We start from the raw sequence: 26,026 nt of genomic DNA on the forward strand, positions 1-26,026 counted from the left end.
GGATCGAGAGATGAATCGTTCATCCGGACTCCTGCACTTGCGTTAAACATTTTTCTTGGTGAACTGCACCGCCAGCCGCTCGAACCGGTCGGTGTCGACCGCCGGCAGTTCTCCGGCCGTGTCGGTCGTCAAATTCGACAGCGTTCCCGATGCCTTTCGAACCTGTCCTTCGAACCCCGGCGCCGCGTTACCGTCCGTCGGGCGAATCAGCTTCGGGACGCGGCCGAGCGGACGCTGATCGAATGTCGGTAGATCGACGCTCATGCTGGCGGGGCCGTCCCACGCATGACCATCGGATTTCACGGTGAATTTGCCGGGGCATCCCAGTTCGATATCGCTGCCATGCAGCTTGAGATACGCGCCGCCGGACGTGACGAATACGATTTCGTCGCTTGCCGTGCCGGCGAGCCTGCCGTCGGCCGCAGTCAACTGGATGTTTTTGCCGGACTCGATTTGCGTGTCGTCGTTCTGCGATTGAAGGGCCACCTTCCCCTGATGCGCGATCGCCGATACGCCGTCGCCGTGCGCGAACATCGCGACGCCATGTCCGGCATGCAGATTGATTCGCTCGCCGCTCGTGATTTGCATGTGTTGCTGCGCGATCTGATCGATGTTCTCGCCCGCATACATGACGTGCGTTTTCGGCGTGACGTTCAGCGACCCGGCTTGTGCGCCGAACGCCATGAACGCGGATGCGTCGCCGGTGGCGCCGGATTCCGATCCGCCGGGTTTCCAGTGACGGAATGCGTTGGCGATGTTGTCCTGGCCGGCCGTGTCGGCCGATTGCCCGCCGTGCTGGCCGGCGTGATCGCCGAGCGACTTGAACAGCGCCATGCATTGATCGAGCAAGCGGATCAATTCATCGCGATCGAGTTGACCACCGGTTGCGCGCGAACGCGCATAGGTCGTCAACAGCATGCCTTGGGCGGCGCGCAACGCCGCAGCGGCGTCGGTGCGCAGCTCCGCGCCTTCGCCCCGATCGCTCCCGTGTCCGTCCTTGCGCGGCTGCGTCAGGTAGCCGAGATTCAACTGGGTATGCGCATGTTCGCTTGCCAATTGCGCGGAGATTTGCGACGGCGTATCGTCCAGGCGAAGCTGGTTGTGCCGGCGGCCCCTGATTTCCCGCGTCTTGATTCCGGACACGTAGCGATTGCCCGGAAGCCCGCCGGTATCGCTGAAAGTCGCGGGCGGGTTCGCGCCGTTGCTCAACACGCCGATGATCACCAGACGGTCCGGATCGCCCGACAGGTTCCCCAGCAAGACCTCCATGCCGACACGCGGCAGGAACAGCGCACCGAAGCATTCGCCCGCGAGACTTGCCACGACGCGAAGCGGTGCGCTGTCGCCGGCCAGACCGTTCGTTCCTGCGCCTTGCGCGTGAGCATGGTCTGCCGGATCCAGCCCGTGAATCAGCACACGCACGCGGCCGGCCTTGTCGCAAAACACCTCTTCGCCCTGCGTGCCGACGATCGTGCCGGTCAGCAGGTGAACCGGCGGCACGTCGATCGTCGGATCGTAGGCCGGCTTGAGCGGCACACCGCGTTGCACGCACGTGAAACTGTTCTCGTAGCGCGTGTCCGTTTGTCCCGATGCATCGGGCGGCGGGACGGTTGGCGTCAGGTTGCGGCTTGCCGTGAACAGCCCGCTCGCGCGGCTCGACAGGTCTGTCGGCAGGTTGTTCCAGACGACGTGTCGAATCGACGTGACGAGGAACCGACGACGATCGATCGATTTCATATCCAGCTCGGGGTCGCCCGCCAGCGTGAACCCGTGTCCCACCAGCATGTCGCGCACGGTGCCGATGCCTTCGCAGCGCGCGGCTGCGAACTGATGGGCCAGCATCCGGTCGTGCGTGATGCGCGCGTGATCGTTCCATGAATCGCCGACGTGCGGGATGTCGATCGCGATGTCGGTCAGCAGGCGCGCAAGATCATTCCCCGATTCGCCTTGGTCGATGCCGGCGACGGCAGCGAAGTCGTCCACACGAGCGGTCTTGTAATCCCACGACGGGCGGCGGACCTTGCCGGGCGACAGGCTCTGGTCGTACGCAAAGAGGGTCACGGTGTCACGCTGCTCGACGCTGGCGTCGCGCGGGTGAAGGCGTACGGTGCCGGCCGGTGCGTCCGGCAGACGATGCGGATCGTCGCAGAACACGAGCGTGTGAATCGGCCGCTCATCGGTCAGGCCGCGTCTCCCGTCGACCGGGGCGGCCTTCGCAAAGACCGTGATGCCTTCCCGGCGCAGCAGACGCCGGATGAAGCGTGCGTCGGATTCGTTGACCTGTCGCGTCAGTTCGCGTGCCGGATAGCGATCGACCTGCAATGTCGACAGGTCGAAATCGAACGCTCGCGCGAGGGCGGGGCTACGCTGTTTCCACTCGTTCATCAGCGTCGCCAGAATCTCCGGGACGCTGCGCGAGCGGAACAGGCGGGCATTCGTGCGACGGTCCATCAGCGACAGGGCGTCGCACACATGCAGCTGATAGACGGTCAGTTCGCCGTCGGATTGACCGGTTCGCACTTCGTGCACGATCGCGTTGATGGCCTGGATGTTGCCCCGATCGGTCGTCAGCCGGACCGATACGGGCAAACCGAGAAACAGCGCAGGCGGCAGATGATCATAGGTCGACACGCAGGTCAGTTGCCCCTCGATGCCCGACATCAGCCCCTCGCGGATATCGGCGTGATGGAGCACCAGCAGATGGCCGACTGCGCGTTGCGCCTGCCCGAAATGGAGATCGACCGGCCGCTTGTTCCCGACGGCCAGGCCGGACGCAAAATTTCGGAATGTTTTTGTTATCGACATCAGTGCAGTCTCATGATTGATGTTCTTGATTCGTATTAGTTCGAATTGGTCTCTCAGGGTGATAAACGAATGCACTCGTAAATTCGCGGTGAAGAATATCAATCTCGAACCGGCTGTGAAATGAATTTTTATTTTTAGATAGGTTTTAATATAGGGCGAAACGGTTATTGACGTTTTTGATAATTATTTTATTTGATGAAGGTCTTAATTCGGCGCGTGTTGGTCGCGTCTGGTAGGTGGGTGTGGCAATCGAACAGGCGTTTTTCTGTTGACTAATCGAAGGTGGGTTATTAAGAAATAGTATTTGTCCCGTATCGAATAAATCACGCCGCGTTGCGGGATCCGAAAAGATGCGAATGGGAGCGTCGCTGCCCGCGCTCGGCACCGGCTTCCTGCCGCGCGTGATCGCGTCGTTCGACGCGCGGCGTGTTGTCAGGCAGAAAGGGGTGGGGGCGGGCGGGGGGAGTTGGCAGCGGCCGCGTGTCGTCAGCCGGCCGGTCGCGCGGTGGCCGCGCACACGCTATACGAGCGATGCGCCGTGCGTCCCGAGCCGCGTCGGCGATGACGCGTGAAGGCCAATCAAATCAGTTGTGCACCAGCACTTTCCCGATGACCTGACCGGATTCCAGCGCCTCGTGCGCGTCGATCACCTGTTCCAGCGGAACCTTCATGCCGATGCGCGGCGCGTAAGCGCCGGCGGCCAAGCATGCGTTGATGTCCGCGATGGCAGCCCGTTTGGCCTCGGCGGCCACATGATAGATATAGACGAAACGCAACACGCAACCGTGCGTCATGGCCTTCAACAGCGGCACCGACAGTTCGTCCGTTGCCCGGGCCGTTGCGTAGGCGCTGATCACGCCGCCCTGCGACAGGCACGCGAGGTCGATGTCGAGGTTGGATTTCAGGTCGACGTCGACGATACGGTCGACACCGAGCCCGCCGGTCGCGTCGCGAATGGCGCGCGCCAGCTCCGCGTCGTGTCGGTCGAGCACCAGATCGGCGCCGTTTGCTGTCGCGATGGTTGCCTGTTCGGCGGTTCTGACCGATGCCGAGACCCATGCGCCCGCCCATTTCGCCAACTGGATCGCCGCGCTGCCGACCACGCCCGCGCCACCGTGCACCAGCACATGCCGCCCCGCCAGGCTGCCGTCGGCGAACAGGCAGTGATGCGCGGTCAACGCCGGAATGCCCAGTGACGCGCCCACGTCGAACGACACGTGGTCGGGCAGGCGCACCGCATGGCTCGACGGCACCACGACGAACTCCGCCGCCGTGCCCGCGGCGCGGCCATATTGCGCTTCGTAGATCCAGACCCGCTCGCCGAGCCGGTCGGGCGATACGTCGACGCCGACGGCATCGATCACACCGGCACCGTCCTGATGAGGCGTGATGCGCGGGTAGGGCATCGCGGACGAGAACCCGCCACGCGCCTTCACATCGGTCGGATTCAGTCCCGAGACCGCGATGCGAACGCGCACCTCGTTCGGCCCGGGCTGCGGCATCGGCAATTCGCCGACGATCAGGACATCGCGGGCGGCACCCTGGCGCTCGTAGAACGCTGCTTTCATTTGTCGTGCTCCGATTGGTTTGGCAAAAGGGGCATGCAGCGCGGTCTCGACTGCAGCCCGGGAAAATTCTGGGCTGCAGGGATATCGATGGCAAGTAAGTACGACTTTGATATATAGGGCAAATTTTTATACTATCGGCCTATGGAAAAAACCGATACGAACGAATACCGATGCACGGTGGAGGCGACCGTCGACGTGATTGGCGGGAAGTGGAAACCGTTGATCATCTACTACCTGCTCGGTGGGACGAAGCGCTTCGGCGAGTTGCGTTCCGTCATCGGCGGCGTCACGCAACGCTCGCTGACGCTGCAGCTTCGAGAGCTTGAAGCGCACGGCATCGTGTCCCGCGAAGTGTTCGCAGAGGTCCCGCCTCGTGTCGAATATTCGTTGACGGACGTGGGGCGCACCCTCGCGCCCGTGCTCGATGCGATGAAAAACTGGGGCGACCGTTACGTTGCGCGAGGCGAGTCGCGGTAAGTGCATGCGGATGCGGGCCGCCCGGCGCCAGGGGCCGGCGGCTTGCCGCGTCGCGACCGAAGGGCGACGAGCGCCGGCGTGAACTATGCGCTGGGGCTCTTCGGCGTGGGCGCGGCTTATACGAACGAGAAAGATGGCTCGGCGCCGGACGGGTATCGCATGGCCCCGCGCGAGCGCGGCCCTGCGTGGACGCTCGCAATGTCCATGCGGGATTTCCCCGTCACGCACGAGCGCACCCCCCCATCCACGTCGCGCGCACCCGCTCCGCGCTTTCCCGCCGCCCCTTCCCGCCCACGCCTCCCGATTATTTGCGTTTCGCGAATGGCGCGTTCGCCGGTTGTTCCATACCCGATTGGCGGCCTAGCACCTATCGTGGTGGCGTCGGCTGAGCCCGTTCGGTGCATCGAATCCGAACGCCAGCCGGCACTTCCTCGCGATTCGCGTCGCACACAAAAACCATCGGACCCGCCCATGCGCAGGCGCTGCGGCGCGCGCAGGCGAACCGGCGTCCACGGAGACGGACATGAAAGCAAACGAGTGGGATACCTCATACGAGTGGAAGGCGGTGACGCTGCTGGCGCTCGGTTTCGGGCTGGTCGGCCTCGACCGCTGGCTCATCGCGCCGCTGTTTCCTTCGATCATGAAGGACCTCAACCTGACCGCGCAGGACGTCGGCAACTGCATCGGCGTGCTCGGCTTGTCATGGGGCATCTTCGCGGCGCTGATGGGCGGCATCTCGGACAAGATCGGCCGCCGGAAGGTGCTGATTCCGGCCATCGTCGCGTTCTCGCTGCTGTCGGGCTTCTCGGGGCTCGCGGGCGGCCTGCTCGGCCTGATGGCGATTCGCGGGCTGATGGGCGTCGCGGAGGGCTCGTTCTGCCCGACCAGTTTCGCGGCGACGGCCGATGCGTCGCATCCGCGGCGGCGCGGCCTGAACCTCGGCCTGCAGCAAAGCGGCTTCGCGCTGTTCGGGCTCGCGCTGTCGCCGATCATCGCCACGCAGTTGCTCGGTTTCGTGTCGTGGCGCTGGGTCTTTGCGCTCGTGGCCGTGCCCGGCCTGATCCTCGGCGCGATCATGTTCTTCGTGATCCGCGAGCCGAAGGTCGCGAAGGACGTCGCGTCGGAGCATGCGCCCGCGTCGCTCGGCCATGTACTCAAGAGCCGCAACATCCTCGTGGCGATGGCCGCGCTGTGCTGCGCGATGACCGGCGTCTTCGTGCTCGGCGCGCTGCTGCCGCTGTACCTGACCGATTACCTGTCGCTCGGCACGCAGAAGATGGGCCTCGTCGTATCGGCGATCGGCTTCGGCGGCTTTCTCGGACAGTTCGGGTTACCGGGCCTGTCCGATCTGATCGGCCGCCGCATCGCGAGCATCGTCGGCTTCGCGGGCACGGCCGTGATGCTCTACGTCTTTCGCGGCCTCGGCCCGCAGCCGCTCGCGCTGTTCGGCGTGCTGTTCGTCGCATCGTTCTTCACGCTCGGGCTGGTGTCGCTGCTGTCCGGGCCGGTGGCGACCGAGGCCGCGCCGGTCGGCCTCGTGTCGACGTCCATCGGCGTGGTGGTCGGCGTCGGCGAGATTTTCGGCGGCGGCATCGCGCCGGCGATGGGCGGCTACGTTGCCGCACACTTTGGGATCCAGAACATTCTGTGGCTGCCGATGGGCTCGGTGCTGCTCGGCATCGTGGTCAGCCTGTTGCTGAAGGAAACCGCGCCGGCCGTGCTGCAACGCCGCACGGTCGTGCAGCCGGGGCTGGCCACCGGAGAGCAGTCGCGGTGATGCCGGCGCGGGCATACCGGCGCGGGCATACCGGCGCGGGCGTACCGTCGAATGCCGGTGTCGGTGCGTCCGTCGATTGACATCGATTCGGTGACACAGTGACGCCGTTCGCATGACACAGCCCTTTGTTCGCACAGGTAAACTGCCGGTTTCGCTGTCGAAAAAGGGCGCGGTATGGACCGGTTCCTGAGCATCGAGGCATTCGTGAGGGTCGCGGAGGCGAGCAGCTTCGCCGAGGCGGCGCGGCAGCTGGGTGTGACGAGTTCGGTCGTGACGAACCGCATCCAGCAGCTCGAGAAGTTCGTCAACGCGCCGCTGTTCCACCGCAGCACGCGTCACGTGCGGCTGTCCGAAGTCGGCGAGACGTTCTATCGCGAGTGCGCCGAGGTGGTGGGCCGCGTCAACGAGCTGACGGACCAGATGCGCGAGCTGCGCGCGACGCCCACCGGGCGGCTGCGCATCCAGATGCTGCCCGGTTTCGCGCTCGATCACTTCGGCACGCCGCTCGCCGCATTCAATCAGCGCTACCCGGGCATCCAGCTCGACATCATCGTCAACGATCGCGTCGTCGACCCTGTCGAAGAAGGGTTCGACATCGCGTTCCAGATCTTCCCGCCAATTTCCGAGTCGCTGATCGAGCGACGGCTGTTCACGGTCAGGCGCCTCTTCTGCGCATCACCCGCGTATGTCGACGCGCATGGTGCACCACAACATCCACGCGATCTGCTGCAGCACACGACAGCGCTGTATTCGGGCTACCCGTCGCGCAACCGCTGGACGATGACGCGCGGCGACGAGATCGTCGAGATGGAGTTGCCGGGCATGATTCGCTCGAACTCCGTTCATCTGTTGCGCGAGTACGCGCTGACCGGCGGCGGCGTCGTCTGCCTGCCGACGCTGGTGGCAAGCGACGCGCTCGTCGCGGGCCGCCTGGTGCCGATCCTGACCGACTACCAGCTCGCGCCGCTGAGCTTCGCCGCCGTTTATCCCGCGACGCAGCGACAGGCGTTGAAGGTGAAGGCGCTGGTCGAATTCCTCGCCGAGTACATCGGCGACGAATCCCCGTGGGATCTGCCGCTGCTGGCGCGCGGCTGGGTGCGTTGACCCGCGCGGATTATTCGCGAAACGCAAATGCCGTAATCGCCATCTGTTGTCTTGTTGCCGCTGTTCGTTGCCCCTAGAGTTGAATCCAACAAGCGGTTCAACTCAGGAGACAGCAATGACCAGCACGGCATTCCACACCGTCTTCGGTTCGCTCGATGGCTACCGGAAGGGCGAGATCGAAATCACCAGCGGCAGCGCGCAGCATTACGCCTTCTCGAACGTCTTCGAGGTGGCGTCGAAGTCGGCCCCTTACGAAAAGGTCGTCGCCGGCAAGAACCTCGAATACGTGATCGAAGTGTTGCGGACCGACGGCCAGTCGCCGTGGTTCGCGTGCGCGCATGACGAGTTCACGATCCAGATGGACGGCGAAGTCCGGATCGACTTCATCAAGCTCGACGATCCGCCGCAATCGGGCTGCGGCACCGTGAGCGCGGGCGCGCATCCGGCCGGCCGAAACATGGGGTACGTCGTGTTGCGCCAGGGTCATCAGGCGCTGCTGCCGGCCGGCTGTGCGTATCGCTTCACCGCGAGCCGCCCGGGTGTCGCGCTCGTGCAGACCGTGCTCGGCGAGCTGTCCGTCGAGAAGTGGGCCGAGATCTGCCTGCACTGACCTTCCGACCGCATTCGACTATTCCAGGAGACACGTTATGGCCACCCTCGAGACCCTCGACCTTTCCACGGGCTTTGCCGCCGATCTGGTGCGATCGACCGAAGCCGATGCCGTCACCGGCTACCGCCGCTTTCAGCTCGGCGAATTCGCATTCCAGCGTGACGAATATTTCGTGAAGATCAGCTGGCCCGCAAAAGACCGGACGCGCACGCATGCGATGCCGGCGGACGCATTCCTGCGTGCGATGATGCGCGACGTCGCGTGGGGCTTCTTCTACGGCTGGGTGAATTTCGATCACGTATTCGGCACGCGCAATCACTACGGCAAGGTCGACATGTATGCGGGGACCTTCAACGGCATCCTGAAGGACGCCGGCGTCGACTACACCGAGACCTTCGATACGCCGACGATCATGGCGACCTTCAAGGCGATGCTGCACGACTGGACCAACGAAGGCTTCGACCCGTTCGCGGCGCCCGAGGAAACGGGCACGGCGTTCGGGCGCAAGCACGGCGAGAACGGTTCGGCGATCGAGCGCACGCGTATCGCGACGCGCCGCATGCCGGGCCTCGAAGGCGACTCGCCGCTGCGCGACGAACTGCCGGTCAACCGCGCGTTTCTCGACGTGGCGCAGGACGAGCCGGAAGTGCATGTCGAGCCGGGCTTCGAAGGCGAGCTGCACGCGTTCAACCTGTTCAAGTACCTGTCGCGTTCCGACGTGACGTGGAATCCGTCGGTCACGTCGGTGTGCGGGCGCAGCCTGTTCTGCCCGACCACCGAGGAATTCATCCTGCCGGTCTTCCACGGCAACGACCGCGTCGAATGGTTCCTGCAACTGTCCGACGAAATCGTATGGGACATCGGCGACAAGAACACCGGCGCGCCGCGTGCGCGCATCACGATGCGGGCCGGCGACATCTGCGCGATGCCGGCCGATATCCGGCACCAAGGCTATTCGACGAAGCGCTCGATGCTGCTGGTCTGGGAAAACGCCACGCCGGATCTGCCGCAACGCTACGAGAGCGGCGAGCTCGCGCCGTACCCGATCGCGTTCTAGGCCGCGCTTCAGTTTCAGCTTCCGCTTTCGCTTCCGCTTCCGCATCACACCGAGGACGATTCATGCAAACCCAACTCTTCATCGACGGGCGCTTCGTTGACGCCGTCGATCGCGGCACGATCGACGTGCTGAACCCGCACGACGGTTCCGTCATCACGAAGATCGCCGCGGCCACCGCGGCGGACGTCGATCTGGCCGTCGAAGCCGCGACGCGCGCATTCCCGACATGGTCGTCGATGCCGGCTGCCGAGCGCGGCCGTCTGCTGCTGCGCCTGGCCGATGCGATCGAAGCCCACACGGAGGAGCTGGCGCAGCTCGAATCGCTGGACACCGGCCACCCGATTCGCGATTCGCGTGCGCTCGATGTGCCGCGCACGGCAGCCTGCTTCCGCTATTTCGGCGGCATGGCCGACAAGCTGCAAGGCTCGGTGATTCCGGTCGAGACCGGTTTCCTGAACTACGTGCAACGCGCGCCGATCGGCGTCGTCGGCCAGATCGTGCCGTGGAATTTTCCGCTGATGTTCACGAGCTGGAAGATGGGCCCGGCGCTGGCGGCCGGCAACACGGTGGTGCTCAAGCCGTCGGAAATCACGCCGCTGTCGACGCTGCGGATCGTCGAGCTGATGGCCGAGGTCGGGTTTCCTGCCGGCGTCGTCAACATCGTGCCCGGCTACGGGCATACGGCGGGCCAGCGGCTCGCCGAACATCCGGGCGTCGGCAAGATCACGTTCACCGGATCGACGGCGACGGGCCGGCGAATCGTCGAAGCATCGCAGGGCAACCTGAAGCGCGTGCAACTGGAACTGGGCGGCAAGGGCGCCAACATCGTGTTCGACGATGCCAACCTCGACGCGGCCATCAACGGCGCCGCGTGGGCGATTTTTCACAACCAGGGACAGGCGTGTATCGCGGGGTCGCGTCTCGTGCTGCACGAACGCATCGCGGACGCGTTCCTCGAGCGCTTCGTCGCGCTCGCGTCGTCGATCCGGATCGGCAATCCGCTCGACGCCGACACCGAGATGGGGCCGCTGACGTCGAAGCAGCACCTCGATCGCGTGCTGTCGTATGTCGACGTCGCGCGCGAGCAGGGCGGCCGCGTGCTGACGGGCGGCAGCGCACCGCAGGACCCGGCGCTCGCCAATGGCTACTACGTGCGCCCGACGATCGTCGAGGCGAGGCGTGCGACCGATCGCGTCGCGCAGGAGGAAGTGTTCGGCCCGTTCGTCACCGTGCTGCGCTTCGGCAGCGACGAAGAAGCGCTGGCCATTGCCAACGCAACCGAATACGGGCTCGGCAGCGGCCTGTGGACCAACGACCTTTCGCGCGCACACCGGATGGCGGCACAGATCAACGCGGGCATGTGCTGGATCAACTGCTACAAGCGCGTCAATCCGGGCAGCCCGTTCGGCGGGGTGGGCAAGTCGGGCTACGGCCGCGAGATGGGCTTCGAGGCGATGCACGACTACACGGAAGCGCGCTCGGTGTGGGTCAACGTCGACGGCCACGTGCCGCCGCATTTCAAGCGCTGAGGCTCGTATGGAGCGCTTCGTCTATCAGGGCACCCCGTCGCGCGTGGTCTTCGAATGGGGCGCGCTGGCCCGGCTGCCGGACGAGCTGTCGGCGCTCGGCGCCCGCCGCGCGCTCATTCTGTCGACGCCTGAGCAACGGCATCTTGCCGATCGCGTGAAGGACGTGTTGGGCGAACGTGCGGCCGGCGTGTGCGCTGAGGCCGTCATGCACGTGCCGGTCGAAGTCGCACGCGCGGCGCGCGAGACGGCCGCCGAACTCGGCGCGGACTGTTGCATCGCAATCGGCGGCGGCTCGACGATCGGGCTGGGCAAGGCCATCGCGCTCGAATCGTCGCTGCCGATCGTCGCCGTGCCGACGACCTACGCGGGCTCGGAGATGACGCCGATCTACGGGCTCACCGAAGGCCGGTTGAAGCGCACCGGGCGCGATGCGCGCGTGCTGCCGCGTACCGTGATTTACGACCCTTCGCTGACGTTGTCGCTGCCGCCGGGCATTTCGGCGGCGTCCGGTGTCAATGCGATCGCGCACGCCGTCGAGGCGCTCTACGCGGAAGACGCGAACCCGGTCATCAGCTTGATGGCGGAAGAATCGATTCGTGCGCTCGGCGAAGCATTGCCCGTCGTGGTGCGCGATCCGCAAGACCGCGCGATGCGCAGCCGTGCGCTGTATGGCGCGTGGCTCGCCGGCACCTGCCTCGGGGCGGTCGGCATGGCGTTGCACCACAAGCTCTGTCACACGCTCGGCGGTACGTTCAACCTGCCGCACGCGCAGGCACACGCGGCGATGTTGCCGCATACCGCGCATTACAACCACGCCGCGGCGCCCGACGCGCTGCGTCGCGTCGCGCGGGCGCTGGGCGGGCACGACGCGGCGGAAGCCGGGCCGCTGCTGTTCAGGCTGAACGCGCAGCTCGGCATCGCGCCGGCGCTCGCCGATATCGGGATGCCGCAGCAGGGGCTCGATGAAGCGGCCGATCTTGCATGCAGGAACCCGTATGCGAACCCGCGGCCGATCGAACGCGCGGCGATTCGCGCGTTGCTTCAGCACGCATGGGAAGGGCGCGCGCCGCAGTGAGCGGCCGGATGGGCCAACGGAGAACGACGTGATGAATGACCAGATCGGCGTGAACGGCTTGCACCGCGAAGCGACGCCCGGCTTCGTCCTCAATCGGAGCTGATCGCCATGGCGCGTTTTTTTGCGGTGTTTGCCACCGACCAGCCGGGCATGCGCGATGTGCGCGACCGCATGCGACCGATTCACCGGACGTATCTGCGCTCGGCGGCCGAGCATGGCGTGTATGTGCGGCTCGGCGGTCCGACGCTGGACCCGCAAGGCGATGCGATGAACGGCACGCTGCTCGTCGTCGAGGCGGACGACATCCACGCGGTGATGCGGTTCGTCGGCAACGACCCGTATGTGAAGGAGGGCCTGTTCTCGCATGTCGAAGTGCGTCCGTGGGACTGGAGCCTCGGCAACCCCGAGCAAAGGGTGTGAGCGATGGAAGCGAAACAGCTCTGCCGCGTGTCCGATGTGCCCGACGGCGGCGCGCGGGTCGTCGACGAAGCGTGCATCGGACGGCCCGTCGTCGTGGTGCGGCGTGGCGAGCAGGTGTGGGCGTACGTGAATCGGTGCCCGCACTTTTCGGTGCCGCTCGATTTTGTGCCGGGCCATGTGTCCTGTTATCGGTCGCAGGTGTTGATGTGTGCGCATCACAGTGCGTTGTTCCGGTTCGATGATGGGGTGTGTATCGACGGGCCTTGCACGGGGGCTGGACTGGAAACGGTGGCGGTCGAAGTGGATGCCTCGGCGTGGATCGTTTCTCGGGGCGTTTGATCCACCGGCTTGAATCGTGCGGATCGATACCGGTTCATCGGGGAATTCCTCGAATTGGTAAATCAGTAAAACTAATTATTGGCGTTGATGTGACTGCCTGAATCAACGCGATTTTCTACGAAGCAATGAGCGAGCCCCCGCCCAGCAGCGGGTGGCGGACGCGTATGTTCATAAAAAAGATGGAGACGACATGAAACTCAGGTTTGGCGTATTCGCAGTGCTTGCCGTGGCGCAGGGCGCATGGGCGCAAGGCAGCGTGACGATGTTCGGGCTGATCGACTCCGGCATCACGTATGTCAGCAACGAGGGCGGCGGAAAGAACGTCAAGTTCGACGACGGCATATTCGCGCCCAACCTGTTCGGCTTGCGCGGCACCGAGGATCTCGGCGGCGGGTATCGCGCGACATTCGCGCTCGTGAACCAGTTCTCGATGGCGAACGGCAGCATCATCGGGACCGGGATTTTCGGGCGCAACGCATACGTGGGCCTCGAGAGCGACCGGTTCGGCAGCATCACGCTGGGCAATCAGTACGACTTCATGGTGGATGCGCTCTTTTCAAAGGGCAATGCGATTTCGCGGGACATTTCCGGGTTGTACGGCTTTCGGAACGGCCCGTTCCAGCGTCTTGCGCTTCCGGGCAACCCGACCGGCGCGTTCGACTGGGACCGCACGGCAGGCAGCAAGCCGATCGCGAACTCGGTCAAGTACAGCTCGCCGACGGTGGCCGGTTTTTCCGGCGGCGTGATGTATGCGTTCGGCGGCGTGGCCGGCTCGGTCGGCGCGGACAACGCCGTCAGTGCCGGCGTGAACTATGAGCTGGGGCCGTTCGGCGTGGGCGCGGCCTATACGAACGAGAAATACGGCCCGGCGCCGGGTGTGCCGTCGACCAGCGTGCGCAACTGGGGTGTCGGGATGCACTACGACTTTGGTGTCGTTGTAGCGAAGGCGCTGATGACGACCGTGCGCAATTCGTTCAACGATGCGGGCGTGTGGATGGCCGAGGCCGGCGGCTTGTGGCGGATCAGGCCGGACGTCGTGCTGGGCGCGAAATACATGTACATGAAGGGCAATGAAGCGGTGAACGACAACCACGCGCATCAGGTCAGCGTCGCGCTTCAATACCTGTTGTCGAAGCGGACGATGGTGTATGTGTCGGCGGATTATCAGCGGGCGAATAGCGGCGCGAATGCGCAGGTGAATGGCGTGCTGGATCCGAACGGGGCATCGAGTTCCGCGAGTCAGGCGGTGGCGCGGGTGGGGTTGCATACGGTGTTTTGACGACGCGCATTGCCACGTTCCTCGAGGACGCAGGGCGAAACAGGCTCGCCTTGCGTCGATATTTCCCACCATTTGAATTTCCCGCACGGTCCGCAGTGCGTCGATATTTTTCCTGGTAAGTGAGCGGTAAGTCGACTGGTCCTACAGTAGCCCCCGTTTCGACCCTCGACTCCAGGAAACGATTGTGAAAATTGCCTCCCGCCGCGAACGCCCGTTATTGCTGCTTGCCGCTTCATTCGCACTTTCATCTGTTTCCGCGTGGGCGGACGACGGCATGAGCCCGCCCGACCCCGACAATACGGGGCTGACCATCCTCAACCACGCGACGAACGTCACGCACTGGGGATTGGGCGCCGGCGTCGGCATCGAGCCGTCGGCCTACAAGGGAGACGGCACTCGCGTATTGCCTTTTCCGCTGCTCTACTTCGACAACAAATGGGTGCAGGCCATCGGCACCACGGTCGATCTGAAAATCGGCAGCTGGAGCGGCGTCAATGTCGCGCTGCGTGGCCAGTTCTCGCTGTTCGACGGATACAAAGGCTCCGACGCACCGATCCTGAACGGCATGGAAAATCGCAAGGGTGCGTTGTGGTACGGCCCTGCACTGTCATGGAGCACGGGCTTCGGCACGTTGTCGGGCAGTTTTCTGCTCGGCGGAAACAAGGGCGAGCGCGCGAAAATCGGCTTCGAGAAGGCGTTCGCCCTCGGTGCATTCTCGATCACGCCACACGTCGGCGCGGAATGGCTGAGCAACAAATACGTCGACTACTATTACGGCGTGCGACCATCGGAGGCGCGTGCCGGGCGCGCCGCATACAGCGCGGGTTCGGCCGTGAACGTGTCGGCCGGCACTCGTGTCGACTACCAGATGACGAAGCAGCAGACGATTTTTCTGGACGTGGGCGTGTCGCGTCTCGGCGACGGCATCACTGACAGTCCGCTCGTCGGCAGGCGGTACGTACCAGAGGCCCGGATCGGCTACATGTATCGGTTCAAGTGAGTGCGAGTATGCCAAGAGTGGCGATTGTCGAGGATCACGAGCGCCTGGCCGGCCTGTTGTCCCAGGCATTGGCCGCCGCGGGAATCGAATCCGATCGGTTCGGCAATGCCCGGGAAGCCGCTTACGGTATCGACCGGGCCGATTACGCGCTGCTGATCGTCGACCGCGGATTGCCCGACGGCGATGGCCTCGCGTTCTTGCGGACGCTGCGCGCGGCGGGGCGCATGATGCCTTGCCTGATGCTGACGGCACGCGACGCGTTGCATGACCGCATCGACGGACTCGAAAGCGGCGCCGACGACTATGTGACCAAGCCGTTCGAAATGAGCGAACTCGTTGCACGCGTCCGCACGCTGATGCGGCGCCCGGCGCTGCTCACGACGCTCGTCGCATCGTTCGCGGATGTGACCGTGGACCCGCCCCAGCGCGCGATGCGCTGCGGCGACCGGACGGTGCTGCTTGCGCCGGCCGAACTCCAGATCATGCTCTGCCTGATCGAAGCCGGGGGCCGGACCGTCCGGCATTCGATACTCGAGCATGCCGCATGGGGGCTCGCGGAGGCGGTCACGCCGAACGCACTCGAGGTGACCGTGCACCGCTTGCGCAAGAAACTGACGGCGATCGGCGCAACGATGCGGCTCACCAATATCCGCGGCGCCGGTTTCGCGCTGCGGGACGCGTGACGATGCTTCGCCGCGTTTCGCAGGTTGCCGCTTCCTGTAAGAAAACCGCCATGTTCCGTCATTGGGTTCTACGCCTGTCGACGCGTCTGTGGGTGACCAACGTCGTCGCGTTCGCCATCAGCCTGGTGCTGCTGTCCGCGCTTTCCGTCTATTTTCTCGATCGATATCCCGAGTTCTTCGGACGGCGCCAGCAGATGGAGAGCATCCGCCATATCGTGGACGGGATGAGTTTCGACGCGGCCGGGCGCCCGGCATCGGTGCGATTGAGTGAGCGTCCGGCGGTGATGTTCCGGCTCTTGCCGACCGAGGTGCAGTATCGCGTGCTCGATCCGACAGGGAAGGTGTTGCTGGCGTCGGTGCCGTCGAACGCGGATCGGCCGTGGCTGACGGAGGATCTTGCGACGGCGGCCGGCAAGGTATTGCCCATCACGATCGACGGCAAGGCGTACGCGGTCGCGACGCAGCGCGCGTCGAACGGTAGCGTCGTCTATTACGTGCAGGTGGCGCAAAGCAGGCAACTCGTCGATGCGCTCATCATGACGAGGATCGATCCGATACTGAAGACCGTCGCTTATGTGCTGGTCATTGCGACCATCATTTTTGGACTGACGCTGCCATTGACGATCAGTCACGTGCTGAAGCCGTTGCGGGAGGTATCGCGTGCCGCGCGGGAAATCGAGCCACGCAATCTGAAAACGCGGCTGTCTTCGGCCGGGATTCCCAGCGAGATCAAGCCGCTGATCGATGCGTTCAACGACGCGCTGACCCGGCTCGAGAATGGCTTCGCGGTTCAGCAGCAATTTCTGGCCGACGCTGCGCACGAGTTGCAGACACCGCTGACGCTCGTCAGAGGGCAGATCGAGCTGCAGCCCGACATCAGCCAGAAGGCGCTTTTGCTTCGCGAGATCGACCTGATGGCCCGGCAAGTCAAGCAACTGCTACATCTGGCTGAAGTCAGCGAAGCGCAGAACTTCAGCTTCGGCGACGTGAACGGCGTCGAGGTTACGCAAGACGTCGTGAGCTTGCTGGCCGGCAAGGCCGATGCGAAGCAGGTGACGCTTCATATCGAAGCGCGCGACGCCGCGTCGCTGATACGCGCGGACGGCGGAGCGCTTTTCATCCTGCTCAAGAACATTCTCGAGAATGCGATCAATGCGTCGCCGTCGGGCGGTGTCGTCGTGCTGACCGTCCTGGATTCGGTGATTCATGTTGAAGATGAAGGGCCGGGTATTCGGCGGGAACATCTTCCGCTGCTTTTCGACCGATACTGGCGGGCGCCGGATTCGCGGTATGACGGTGCGGGCCTCGGGCTGGCAATCTGCAGGGAGATTGCCGAGGCCCATCAATGGAAACTGACGGTCGATGTGCTGATGACGGGGACGCGGTTTAGCGTTTGGTTTTAGTCGGGGCGGTGGTCGTGCCGTGGCCGGCTCCCACGGTAAAAGGGCTGGATCGAACGCTCCATCCGGCCGAATTATGGCTTTCCCAGGGGTCACTTGTTCAGCGTCGGGTTTTCGGTATAATGAACCGGCGTTCGGAATGTCGAACGTGCGAAATCAAGCATCCAGAGTCGGATCTTCCGACGCCAACCTGCCCTCCCGGGCAAGGTGGACGCCCTCGAGGCGATGCGGCCGATTGACGGCAACGAAACGGGAACAGCATGGCTGGCACCGGTTCGATAATCACTTATCCGGAGCAACCATGAGCCAAGTTTCCTCCGCTTCCCATCCGACGGTCTGTGAAGACTGGTCGCATTTTCTTCCTGGTTTCACGTTGACGCATACGGTTCATCTCGTTTCGAGACCGAATCCGGGTATTGTCTCGACCGCGGCGGCTGTGCTCGAAGGCGAAACTGCTACGGTCGATCGGTGGGCCATCACGCGATGTGGTGACGTTCTCGAGCAGAAGATCGTGCTCGGTGAAATGACGGAAGGGCAAGCGGTTCGGCTGCGTGAGCGGCTTGCCGCGCTTGAAGGTGTGCTCCGAACTCGGGTGGAGCATCATTTCGTTCGGGCGGGGGCTGCGACCGGAAATGCGTCGGAGAGTAGCCGTTAGACGATGCATGCGCGTCGTTGCTGTGTCGGATGATATGTATAAAGCTGGACTAGACCAAACAGGCAGCGTCAGTTCATCTGACTCAGTTCGGCCAGAAAGCGTCATTTTGCTGCGTCGTAACTCAGACATTCCAATGTCGTCTCCACCCAAGAAGCGGCCGGTCAATCCACGATGGAGAACGTCGTTGACGAGCCACTAAGTCCATTCGCCCCCCTTTTCCTACTTTTCCCGGCAACACGCCGGTTTCGTGGCAATATTTCGAAAAATCTCATTTCGGCGCGGAATATCCCTATGCACTTGTTCATCGACACGAACGCGTACCTTAGCTTCTACCAGCACACGGGGGATGACGTTCCTGCTCTGGATAAGCTCTTCCAAGAAGTCACGAAGGGATCCATCGTTCTGCACATTCCCCGTCAGGTTCGCGACGAATTTACACGCAACCGCGATGCGAGGCTCGCCGCCGCTGCGAAGGATTTCAAGAACGTGTCGTTCAAGACTGACATACCTCGACACATGCTGGGGCTGTCGAAGGCCGAGTCCTACCAAAAGGCAATCCTCGAAGCAAAGAAGGCACGGGACACCTTGATTGCGGAGGCCAACCTGAAGGCACGTACGCATCAACTCGACGTCGATATATATATCAAGTCGCTCTTCGAGGCCGGAGAAGAATATCAACACGATGACACGGTATTTTCCGCCGGAAAGCTCCGAGCCGAGCGCGGAAATCCGCCGGGGAAGCCGGGAAGCAACGGCGATCAATACAATTGGGAAATGCTTCTCGCACGCGTGCCACGGACAGACTTATACGTCATAACAAGGGACGGGGACTTCGTGTCTGCTCTTGACGGAAAGGACGAAGGAGGGATGACATATCCTAACGCGTTTCTTCGGGAAGAATGGCAGACAAAGAAGCCTGGCTACAACTTGTATGTGTTTGAGACGTTGAAGGCGTTGTTGTCGCACTACGATAAGGCGATCGCCATCAACGCTGCACCGCAGCCAGTGGTTAAGTTCGAACTAGATCTCAGGAAACCGGAACACGCCCCAGACGGCGATTTCGAGCTTGATCTCAGGAAGATCAATGTGCCGCAGGAGGGGCTCCCTGCACTAGACGCGCAGCATTTTTTTCAGCCAGTGGAGCAACAGCCGGCCGCAGAACCGGTGCCAGTAGAGCCAGAAGCGCCTGCAGCCGAGCCGCAAAGACGTGCGGAGATCGAGAACGACGGACTCACGCCGGAGGACCGTGCCTTGAAGCACGAGGCAATGAAGAGGCTAATTGAATCGGAAAGCTTCGCCGTAACCCATGCGGCAATCGCCGAATTGAAGCGTTTCGTGCATAACTTCACGACGTTTGAGGCAAATGCCCTGTGTGATGTTGCACAAGACAACACGCAGATTACCTGGATTTTCGACGATAACGATGTAACGGACTTCTACTCGGCCCTCGTATCGCATCACTTTGGTGATTTGAACCCAGACACTCTGGACAATATGATCGAGATGCTCGGTCTAGCGCCGGATGAAGAGGAGGATGCGAACGCCCTGGACTAAACAGGGAGCACATGGATGGATTCCATGCGCTAAGCGCCAAGCCCCGACCGCCGCATTGCGATCAACTGCTCGAACTCGCGTACTTCGATCGCTACGTGGATCGTGGCGCATGCGAAGGAAAGGTGCTCGTTCGAGGCCTGCCAGCAACGCGCGAGGGCGCACTCACATGCCCGCGAACGATGGCAAGCATTGAACAACCCTTAACGGTTGCGGCCCGTTGCGTCGGGCGGCTGCCGGCCGCAACCTGCCGTTCGGCGAGCGAGGAAGTCGGCCGTCGGAACGGCTGCATCACTCCGGAATCTGACAGACGGGCTACACGCATAATTCGGTCAAAGTGGTCACCGGGCCAAGCGCCGACCAAATGCCGCTAAGCGACATTTCGGACGTGGGTCAGCGAAGCCCTGGTCGGAGTAGCCTCGCGAACGATTGAGCGATCGAGGCTCCGCACTGAGTCTTGCGAATAGATTGAAACTTCGACGTCGAAAAAATAAGGAAGGGATTATGGAATCCGGCATCATTTACGTCAAAAGCTATAAGGAAGGATCGGATGTTGTGGACTTTATAAAGGAGGTCTATAAGCATCCCGAGCTTTCGCACTTCCTCGTCGCGAGGATGGACGCAATCAACGTTAGAGAATATTTTCGCGAATATATTGTTGAGAACGGAATTTCCTCGTTATTCAATTTCTCTATGACTTGCGACGCGGTGATGCATGGAGGAATTCACGTCGATGAAATTTCTGAGATCATACTGCAATTTATCGGAAAATTGAAAGGCGTAAAAGACCTATTCATTATTGACCCATACTTCTATTCAGATGATCCAGACTGTGTTGCCCTTTTTGCGAAGATGATGTCTGCACTTTCCGAACAGCTCAGATCCGTCACCTTCTTCACGAATGGCAGAAAAGCGAACAAGAAGTCGGCGATGTATTCAGTCTTGCAGGAAGTCGCACCAAAGGTTTCGATTGATGACGTCGTAACCGACGAATTTCATGATCGTTTTTGGATTGACGCAGAGAAAAACGTTGGCATTGTCATGGGAACGTCGCTGAACGGTATTGGAAAGAAAATAGCGCTTATCGATCACCTTTCCGAATGTGACGCGCACGATATTGTCAAGCTGGCGCGCCAATTAATCAAGCGAATTGAATAGCGCGGCAAGCGCGTCGCCGAACGAGTGCTCATTCGGCTTTAAGTGCTACCCCTTCGCCTCCGTTAGGGTGCTTACGTGTTGCATTACCTTTGCGGCGAGCTTGAAGAGGTCATGTCCCGAGATTTGATTCTGTTCGGCGAGATCGAAGACGTTGTCGTGTTTGTCGATATACCTGCTACCTGGGTCAGGGTATCGTCCGGCCCATACGACAAAGTGTGTCAACAGTTCGAGAGTCGCGAGATCCTTCGCGTTGAGATCGGCAATAAATGTTGCGAGTTTCTTTAGATCATGGGTCAGATACTTTCGCTCGGCTTCCGAATACGCCTCAACACCTTCTTTAACGATGATCATTGCCTTCAGGCATACCTCTAGGCTGTAGCCCACCAACATGAGAGCAACGGCACAATATTGGCTGTCGCAAATGCCTCGCATTTCCGCCGGCACGTTATCGAAGGACGGCTCAGCTTTGATTAAAACGAATGCGGCTTGCGACATCGCTTCTGCCTGCGTCAGCCACAATAGCGGATTCTTCAGATCTTCACTGGTTGGCTGCTTGAAAGGATCAACCTCGGCGCCATTCACCGACGCGATCATCGCCCAGCGCATCCACGCGGAACGGCTGTAGCCTGCCGGATCTTGGACAAACTGTTTCCTGTTCGGCAACATTGGATTCATCATTTCTTGTAGCGAATCGCTAATTAGTAGACGGACGACCATTATAAGATTTTGACCCACATGGCAGTCTGGCATCGGACGGCGACAGATCAGACCTACTTCCTGCATTTACTAATGGATCCAGTTTCGATCGGATTATTGCGCATTCTCAGCCCTCTCGAGACCAACGGCGGGTCAAGCACAGCTTTTGCGTGAGTAAAGTCGGCGTTCTGTGTGACGGATCAGTGCGGATTGCGCCGCACCTCCGAACCGGCAGCAGGGTTGCGCACGGCGGTGTCGACGCCAAGCCGAAGCCGGACGTCGAGACTGACACGATACTAGAACGGCCGTTGTATCTAGGAAGCCGCCGTAAGGTGTATGCGGATCGAGGGGCAGTTGTGGGTCGATCACGGTCCTTGATGAAGTGACGGCGAAGCAATCTCAGACCTGATCTGACGCTGACTGAGAGATCAGGTCTTGACTTACGCAGCTTACAGGTCAGCGAATGCGGGCAGAAGGTCCTGGTCGACGAGCCGAATCTCGATACGGTTGGCAACCTCGACGTGTTCGGAGCTGTCCACTGAAAAAACGGCATCTGGGACGCTCACAATGATCGTTCCCGTCTGCTTCCGGCCGGCTGCGGGAACTGGAATCAATTCGCGTGCTTCCGGGACTTGCTGGGTCGTGAGGACCTTCGGGAGATACAGCATCCAGCCAACGCCCGGCTTGTCATCAAACACCTGTCGGGGAAAATACTCTCGTGGTGCAACAGAGACATACATCGGGTCATAAACCGAGACCATCGCGGACACTATCTCAGCCACACCCTCATAGCTGCGGTTGTCCGCCGAGACTGCGGTCTGTGCCGGTAGCCCAATTTCTACCTCGCTGGGCCGGTTCTTCGCATCGATGGCTAATTTCAGCCTCGCGCTGTCGGCCGCGTCCATGTGACCATTCCAGAAGCCGAAGACTTTCGGACGGTCCATTTTTTTTTCGTACCGTTGCGCCAAGACTGCCAAAACTGCTGTCGAAGGTACGCCGGGTGCCTCATACATCGGATACAGGCGCGCTTCTTCCTCGGTATCCGCCTTCAGCCACCATTGCCCTAAACGTTCGTCCTCGCGTGACATGGCCTCAATCACCGGCCATAGACGGACAAGATGAGCTGAGAATTCTCCAAGCTGGGCGAAATCGGCAGGGCTACGAAATTGCGTAACTATTTCCATGTTTGTCAGGGGACCCATTCTGATTCGACTTTAAGACGCATAAGCGGTGCTCTCATGTATTTCCAAGTCCGCTCCGTCTGAAAATACCATTTCAACCTCGCAGGAGGATGATCACGCACGGTCTCTGCCTGCTCTCCAGCCTGTTCCTCCATGTCATCAAAGGCTTTGGTGTACGGTACATCGAGCTTGTTCAAGAACTGATCGTACTTTGCCTTCGCTTCTATCAACAAACAGCTTTCCGGTCGAAAGCCGTCGAAGTCGCGCTGCCAGATCCACTCCATGCTCCAGCGCTCTTCAACGCTATAGGGGAATCCAGTAATCCGCCCTTGATACTCTCGGGAGTTGTCACTCATGCTCCAGTTGCGGCGCTGCATGCTCCCCGCCTCAGGTGGGCACTTCTTACAGCTCTCTCCTGTACGCGGTATGGCACGGACGGCAGGCTCGGCCTTACTTGTGTCTTTCGATGTATCTCCCGGCAGACTAGCCGTCCCGGCCACTGCGGCCCCGCCCAATAAGGCGGTTCCTGCGCGAGCTAAGACTGGTCCAAGTTCCACTATCGCCGCTTCGATCCCCGACACCACCAATCCCGCCATGCTCAGCCCCTCCCTTGTCGTCCTGAAGTTCGATGCGCCATTTCATGACGCGTAGGTAATCGTGAAAACGTTCGTCGGCCGAGTGTCCGGGCCGAGTCAGCCACGCGCGCGTCGCAGGTCTCTCGTAAAACTTCGGAGCGTATGCCTCAATACGAAGAAACGCGGCGACATTCCCGTCGGACTGAATGCCGAGCCGTCGAGCGGCGATGTATGCGTTCCATAGGCGCGTCGATAGCGTGCCGTCTTCGGCTAGCTTCGGGTCCGCTTTGACGAGATCCTGCCGAGTGTGTTCGACATATCCGCGTGCATCGATCTCGGCAAGGCCGGCGACCTGTTCGCTTGTTAGCTCAAGCATGCGGGTGTACTCCCCTGAGTTTTCCATTTACTTCGACGAGCCAGTTGAATGTCGGCACGAAGAACTGCATGCGCTGCGTGAATTCCATCAGCGACGCCATGTCGGCCATGATGCGGGCATCGTAGAAGCGGAGCAGGGCTGTGCTTCCATCCGGCAAGCGTACGTCGAGGCGGCTGCGTAACTCGTCAGCGAGCGATTCGATCGGATATGCGCTGATCAGCCAAGACACGCCGGTGGAGCTGCTGGCCATTTTTGAGAGAGTCCGCTGGATATTGCCAGCCGCAGCCTCGTAGGCGAAAAGCCATGGTCCAGCGTCTGCGAGTGACGCGTCCTGGGTGTCATCGAATACGGCTATGGCCGACCGCGATCGTTGTGGCGATGAACCGCCGGCCGCATGAGCGTATAGAAGGCCGTCGACAAGGGCGTACAGATGCACCTGCATGGTCAACTGCTGTTGACGCTTGAAGAAGAAAGCTTCGATCGAATTTTCGGTCATAGACTACCCGCGCGCGATCATGGTCGCGGCGTTCTCGGCCGCAGCTTTCAGGCATTCGAGACAGAGCGTGGGCGAGGGAGCCAGCGCTGCGGCAGTCGCTGGGATGGCGGTACTTGCGCCACCGGTCGTCGCTTTGCCAGATCCGACGTCGTCGAACGTCGCCGACGACTGCGATGCGATCAGCGTCGCTCCGCACGCGGTTTTCATGCCCTCGACGGCGGTTTCTCGTCCATCGAACGTGTGCGAGTATTGCCGCCCCGTCGGAAGGATCGGAAAGACCCCCTTGCACTGCGGGCAAAGTACCTTGTGCCCGACGCCTGCAATGGGCTTTCCATCGATGGTCGCGGTCGCGCTGCCCTCCAGCACGCGGCCGCCATGCGTCGTCGTGTCGCCGACGCAGATCATGGCTCGGGCCATATGTTCTCTCAGGTGTGGTTTTCGTATAAATTTACCATCAACCGAGGAACGGCTTCCCGATGATGCCCTTCGCGGCTGTCAACTTGGGCTAATCGAACGGGGGCAGCGGTGACAAGTGCGTTTTGCGCGCGGTTGTCTGCTCACACATTGCATCATTCGCCGCGACGCCGTGACGGTCTTCCGGGACGTATCGTTCGTTGGGGGGGCTAGTTGATCGGTTCGATGTAGAACCCGCGCGCCGTCAGGTCCATCTTGACGTCGCTGAACGAATCGAAAATGTCATATCCGCATTCGACGTACGTGATCGTGGAATCGAATTTGAGATCCTCGATATTGCGCCTCCGCGTCAGCGGCAAGTCGGTCGAGTGCCCCGGGTCGAAGTGGACGACGCTCAGGTACGGGGGGCGAACGCCGCGAGGCGGATACTCCGTTCGTAGTATGAGTTCAACGTGAACGACGACGTGGTTGGACCTATCCGTGATTTCGTGGGCGAGGCATATCATGAGAGGTAAAAGTCATGGATATGCCAATGAAGAAGAAAAGGCAAACTGTAGCGCGTCAGGCAGCGGCCCGCGGGCCGCTGCCTGAACTGCCCAAGGAACTGCTGGACCAACTGGTCAAGGGGCCGATGACGCCGACCGAGGTCCAGGATTTGATGCTGGCGTTCAACAAAGCGATCATCGAACGCGCAATGGGCGCCGAGATGAATCTGCATCTGGGCTACCCGTCGGGCCAGTCCAAACCGGCCGGGCAAGCCAACGAGCGCAACGGCGCCAGCGGCAAGACGGTCATCACCGATCGGGGCCCGGTTCGGGTCGAAGTCCCCCGCGATCGCGACGGCAGCTTCGAACCGATCCTGATTCCAAAGCATGAGCGCCGCTTCACCGGCTTCGACGAACGCATCATCGCGATGTACGCCCGCGGCATGAGCGTGCGCGAGATTCAGGCCTTTCTGGCTGAGAGCTACGGCACCGAGGTGTCTCCCGACTTCATCAGCTCGGTCACCGACGAGGTGATGGCCGAAGCGCTGAGCTGGCAGAGCCGCTCGCTTGAGACGATGTATCCGGTGGTGTTCTTCGATGCGCTGCGGGTCAAAATCCGCGACGACGGCGTGGTCAGCAACAAGGCCGTCTATCTGGCCTTGGGCATTCAGGCCGACGGCCAGCGCGACGTGCTGGGCCTCTGGATCGAGCAGACCGAGGGGGCCAAGTTCTGGCTCAAGGTGTTCAACGAACTGAAGACGCGCGGCTGCCAGGACATCCTGATCGCCGTGGTCGATGGCCTGAAGGGGCTCACCGAAGCCATCAGCGCGGCCTATCCGCGGACCACCGTTCAGACCTGCATTGTGCATCTGATCCGCAACAGCCTCGAATACGCCAGCTACAAGGACCGTAAGGTTCTCGCCGCCGCGCTGCGCCCGATCTACGCGGCTGCCAGCGAAGAGGCGGCACGGCAGGCGCTGCAAGACTTCGCCGACGGGCCTTGGGGCGCGAAGTACCCGACGATCGTGCAGTCGTGGCAACGCGCGTGGGAGCACGTCGTGCCGTTCTACGTGTTTCCGCCGGAGATTCGACGGGTCGTGTACACCACGAACGCTATAGAAAGTTTGAATATGCAGTTGCGCAAGATCATCAAGACCCGTGGTCACTTCCCCAATGACGAGGCGGCCATCAAGCTGCTCTGGCTGGCGCTGCGCAACGTACTGGCCAAGACCGTGCGGTCCGCGTTCGACTGGAAATCAGCAATGAACCAGTTTGCTATCCTGTTCGGCGAGCGATTTATGCAGGCGCGTGGATAA

Annotated in this window: 26 protein-coding genes and 1 riboswitch; of the genes, 18 read left to right on the forward strand and 8 right to left on the reverse strand. The window is 61.7% G+C overall.

Annotated elements, in window-relative coordinates; all coding sequences use genetic code 11:
• Positions 1–42 precede the first annotated feature (42 nt).
• Complete coding sequence (locus HWX03_RS34975; protein ID WP_175874467.1) at positions 43–2,805, reverse strand: type VI secretion system Vgr family protein; 2,763 nt, start codon at positions 2,803–2,805, stop codon at positions 43–45.
• Positions 2,806–3,161: 356 nt separating this feature from the next.
• On the opposite strand from HWX03_RS34975, the gene HWX03_RS34980 reads away from it, so the two are divergent.
• Positions 3,162–3,377, forward strand: coding sequence for a hypothetical protein (locus HWX03_RS34980; protein WP_175874435.1), 216 nt, complete (start codon positions 3,162–3,164; stop codon positions 3,375–3,377).
• 12 nt (positions 3,378–3,389) lie between these two features.
• Here the strand turns inward: HWX03_RS34980 and HWX03_RS34985 are convergent, their stop codons facing one another.
• Positions 3,390–4,373 carry an NADPH:quinone reductase gene (locus HWX03_RS34985; RefSeq protein WP_175874436.1) on the reverse strand — a complete coding sequence of 328 codons (984 nt, stop codon included), beginning with the start codon at positions 4,371–4,373 and terminating at the stop codon, positions 3,390–3,392.
• A 141-nt stretch (positions 4,374–4,514) separates the two neighbouring features.
• Here HWX03_RS34985 and HWX03_RS34990 point away from each other — a divergent pair, with 141 nt between their 5' ends.
• The 16 genes from HWX03_RS34990 to HWX03_RS35065 all read left to right on the forward strand — a co-directional run bounded on the left by HWX03_RS34990 (position 4,515) and on the right by HWX03_RS35065 (position 20,487).
• Entirely contained in the window at positions 4,515–4,850 is a 336-nt protein-coding gene (locus tag HWX03_RS34990) for a helix-turn-helix domain-containing protein (protein WP_175818813.1), read from the forward strand.
• A 523-nt stretch (positions 4,851–5,373) separates the two neighbouring features.
• Positions 5,374–6,627, forward strand: a complete 1,254-nt coding sequence (locus tag HWX03_RS34995) for an MFS transporter (protein WP_175874437.1) — start codon at positions 5,374–5,376, stop codon at positions 6,625–6,627.
• Between the two features lie 174 nt (positions 6,628–6,801).
• Complete coding sequence (locus HWX03_RS35000) at positions 6,802–7,731, forward strand: LysR family transcriptional regulator (protein WP_174431902.1); 930 nt, start codon at positions 6,802–6,804, stop codon at positions 7,729–7,731.
• Positions 7,732–7,846: 115 nt separating this feature from the next.
• Entirely contained in the window at positions 7,847–8,341 is a 495-nt protein-coding gene (locus tag HWX03_RS35005) for a hydroxyquinol 1,2-dioxygenase (RefSeq protein WP_175874438.1), read from the forward strand.
• A 37-nt stretch (positions 8,342–8,378) separates the two neighbouring features.
• Complete coding sequence (locus HWX03_RS35010) at positions 8,379–9,398, forward strand: hydroxyquinol 1,2-dioxygenase (RefSeq protein ID WP_175874439.1); 1,020 nt, start codon at positions 8,379–8,381, stop codon at positions 9,396–9,398.
• A gap of 62 nt (positions 9,399–9,460) precedes the next feature.
• On the forward strand, positions 9,461–10,927 hold the full coding sequence (locus HWX03_RS35015; protein ID WP_175874440.1) for an aldehyde dehydrogenase family protein: 1,467 nt from the start codon (positions 9,461–9,463) through the stop codon (positions 10,925–10,927).
• 7 nt (positions 10,928–10,934) lie between these two features.
• Positions 10,935–12,002 carry a maleylacetate reductase gene (locus tag HWX03_RS35020; RefSeq protein ID WP_175874441.1) on the forward strand — a complete coding sequence of 356 codons (1,068 nt, stop codon included), beginning with the start codon at positions 10,935–10,937 and terminating at the stop codon, positions 12,000–12,002.
• 108 nt (positions 12,003–12,110) lie between these two features.
• Positions 12,111–12,422, forward strand: coding sequence for a YciI family protein (locus HWX03_RS35025; protein ID WP_059830296.1), 312 nt, complete (start codon positions 12,111–12,113; stop codon positions 12,420–12,422).
• Positions 12,423–12,425: 3 nt separating this feature from the next.
• Positions 12,426–12,761, forward strand: coding sequence for a Rieske 2Fe-2S domain-containing protein (locus HWX03_RS35030; protein ID WP_175874442.1), 336 nt, complete (start codon positions 12,426–12,428; stop codon positions 12,759–12,761).
• Positions 12,762–12,951: 190 nt separating this feature from the next.
• Entirely contained in the window at positions 12,952–14,040 is a 1,089-nt protein-coding gene (locus HWX03_RS35035) for a porin (protein ID WP_175818820.1), read from the forward strand.
• Between the two features lie 184 nt (positions 14,041–14,224).
• Positions 14,225–15,040 (forward strand): MipA/OmpV family protein, encoded by an 816-nt coding sequence (locus HWX03_RS35040; protein WP_175874443.1) that lies wholly within the window; start codon positions 14,225–14,227, stop codon positions 15,038–15,040.
• Positions 15,041–15,048: 8 nt separating this feature from the next.
• The gene (locus HWX03_RS35045; protein ID WP_174431910.1) at positions 15,049–15,723 is read left to right on the forward strand and encodes a response regulator transcription factor; all 675 of its coding nucleotides are present in this window, start codon (positions 15,049–15,051) and stop codon (positions 15,721–15,723) included.
• Positions 15,724–15,773: 50 nt separating this feature from the next.
• Positions 15,774–17,126, forward strand: coding sequence for an ATP-binding protein (locus tag HWX03_RS35050; RefSeq protein WP_175874444.1), 1,353 nt, complete (start codon positions 15,774–15,776; stop codon positions 17,124–17,126).
• Positions 17,127–17,278: 152 nt separating this feature from the next.
• Positions 17,279–17,382: riboswitch (SAM-I-IV-variant riboswitch) on the forward strand.
• Positions 17,383–17,424: 42 nt separating this feature from the next.
• Entirely contained in the window at positions 17,425–17,778 is a 354-nt protein-coding gene (locus tag HWX03_RS35055) for a hypothetical protein (protein ID WP_175874445.1), read from the forward strand.
• A gap of 291 nt (positions 17,779–18,069) precedes the next feature.
• Positions 18,070–19,332 (forward strand): PIN domain-containing protein, encoded by a 1,263-nt coding sequence (locus tag HWX03_RS35060; protein ID WP_175874446.1) that lies wholly within the window; start codon positions 18,070–18,072, stop codon positions 19,330–19,332.
• A 501-nt stretch (positions 19,333–19,833) separates the two neighbouring features.
• Positions 19,834–20,487 carry a hypothetical protein gene (locus HWX03_RS35065; protein WP_175874447.1) on the forward strand — a complete coding sequence of 218 codons (654 nt, stop codon included), beginning with the start codon at positions 19,834–19,836 and terminating at the stop codon, positions 20,485–20,487.
• 45 nt (positions 20,488–20,532) lie between these two features.
• Here the strand turns inward: HWX03_RS35065 and HWX03_RS35070 are convergent, their stop codons facing one another.
• From HWX03_RS35070 to HWX03_RS35095, 6 genes are all read right to left on the reverse strand, one after another.
• Positions 20,533–21,270 carry a hypothetical protein gene (locus tag HWX03_RS35070; protein WP_244132861.1) on the reverse strand — a complete coding sequence of 246 codons (738 nt, stop codon included), beginning with the start codon at positions 21,268–21,270 and terminating at the stop codon, positions 20,533–20,535.
• 362 nt (positions 21,271–21,632) lie between these two features.
• Positions 21,633–22,385, reverse strand: a complete 753-nt coding sequence (locus HWX03_RS35075) for an immunity 52 family protein (RefSeq protein WP_244132862.1) — start codon at positions 22,383–22,385, stop codon at positions 21,633–21,635.
• The gene (locus HWX03_RS37380) at positions 22,373–22,741 is read right to left on the reverse strand and encodes a restriction endonuclease fold toxin 5 domain-containing protein (RefSeq protein WP_347879550.1); all 369 of its coding nucleotides are present in this window, start codon (positions 22,739–22,741) and stop codon (positions 22,373–22,375) included. The genes HWX03_RS35075 and HWX03_RS37380 overlap by 13 nt, the downstream gene beginning before the upstream one ends.
• Before the next feature lie 106 nt (positions 22,742–22,847).
• On the reverse strand, positions 22,848–23,315 hold the full coding sequence (locus tag HWX03_RS35085; RefSeq protein ID WP_175874449.1) for a hypothetical protein: 468 nt from the start codon (positions 23,313–23,315) through the stop codon (positions 22,848–22,850).
• Positions 23,308–23,811 carry a DUF4123 domain-containing protein gene (locus tag HWX03_RS35090; protein WP_175874450.1) on the reverse strand — a complete coding sequence of 168 codons (504 nt, stop codon included), beginning with the start codon at positions 23,809–23,811 and terminating at the stop codon, positions 23,308–23,310. Before HWX03_RS35090 ends, HWX03_RS35085 begins: the two co-directional genes overlap by 8 nt.
• A gap of 3 nt (positions 23,812–23,814) precedes the next feature.
• A complete protein-coding gene (locus HWX03_RS35095) occupies positions 23,815–24,228 on the reverse strand; it encodes a PAAR domain-containing protein (protein WP_175874451.1) in 414 nt (137 codons plus the stop codon).
• A gap of 529 nt (positions 24,229–24,757) precedes the next feature.
• Here HWX03_RS35095 and HWX03_RS35100 point away from each other — a divergent pair.
• The gene (locus HWX03_RS35100) at positions 24,758–26,026 is read left to right on the forward strand and encodes an IS256-like element ISBcen18 family transposase (RefSeq protein WP_175874452.1); all 1,269 of its coding nucleotides are present in this window, start codon (positions 24,758–24,760) and stop codon (positions 26,024–26,026) included.

This window comes from Burkholderia sp. BCC0397 (assembly GCF_902832865.1).
In the GTDB taxonomy this organism is placed as follows: Bacteria; Pseudomonadota; Gammaproteobacteria; order Burkholderiales; family Burkholderiaceae; genus Burkholderia.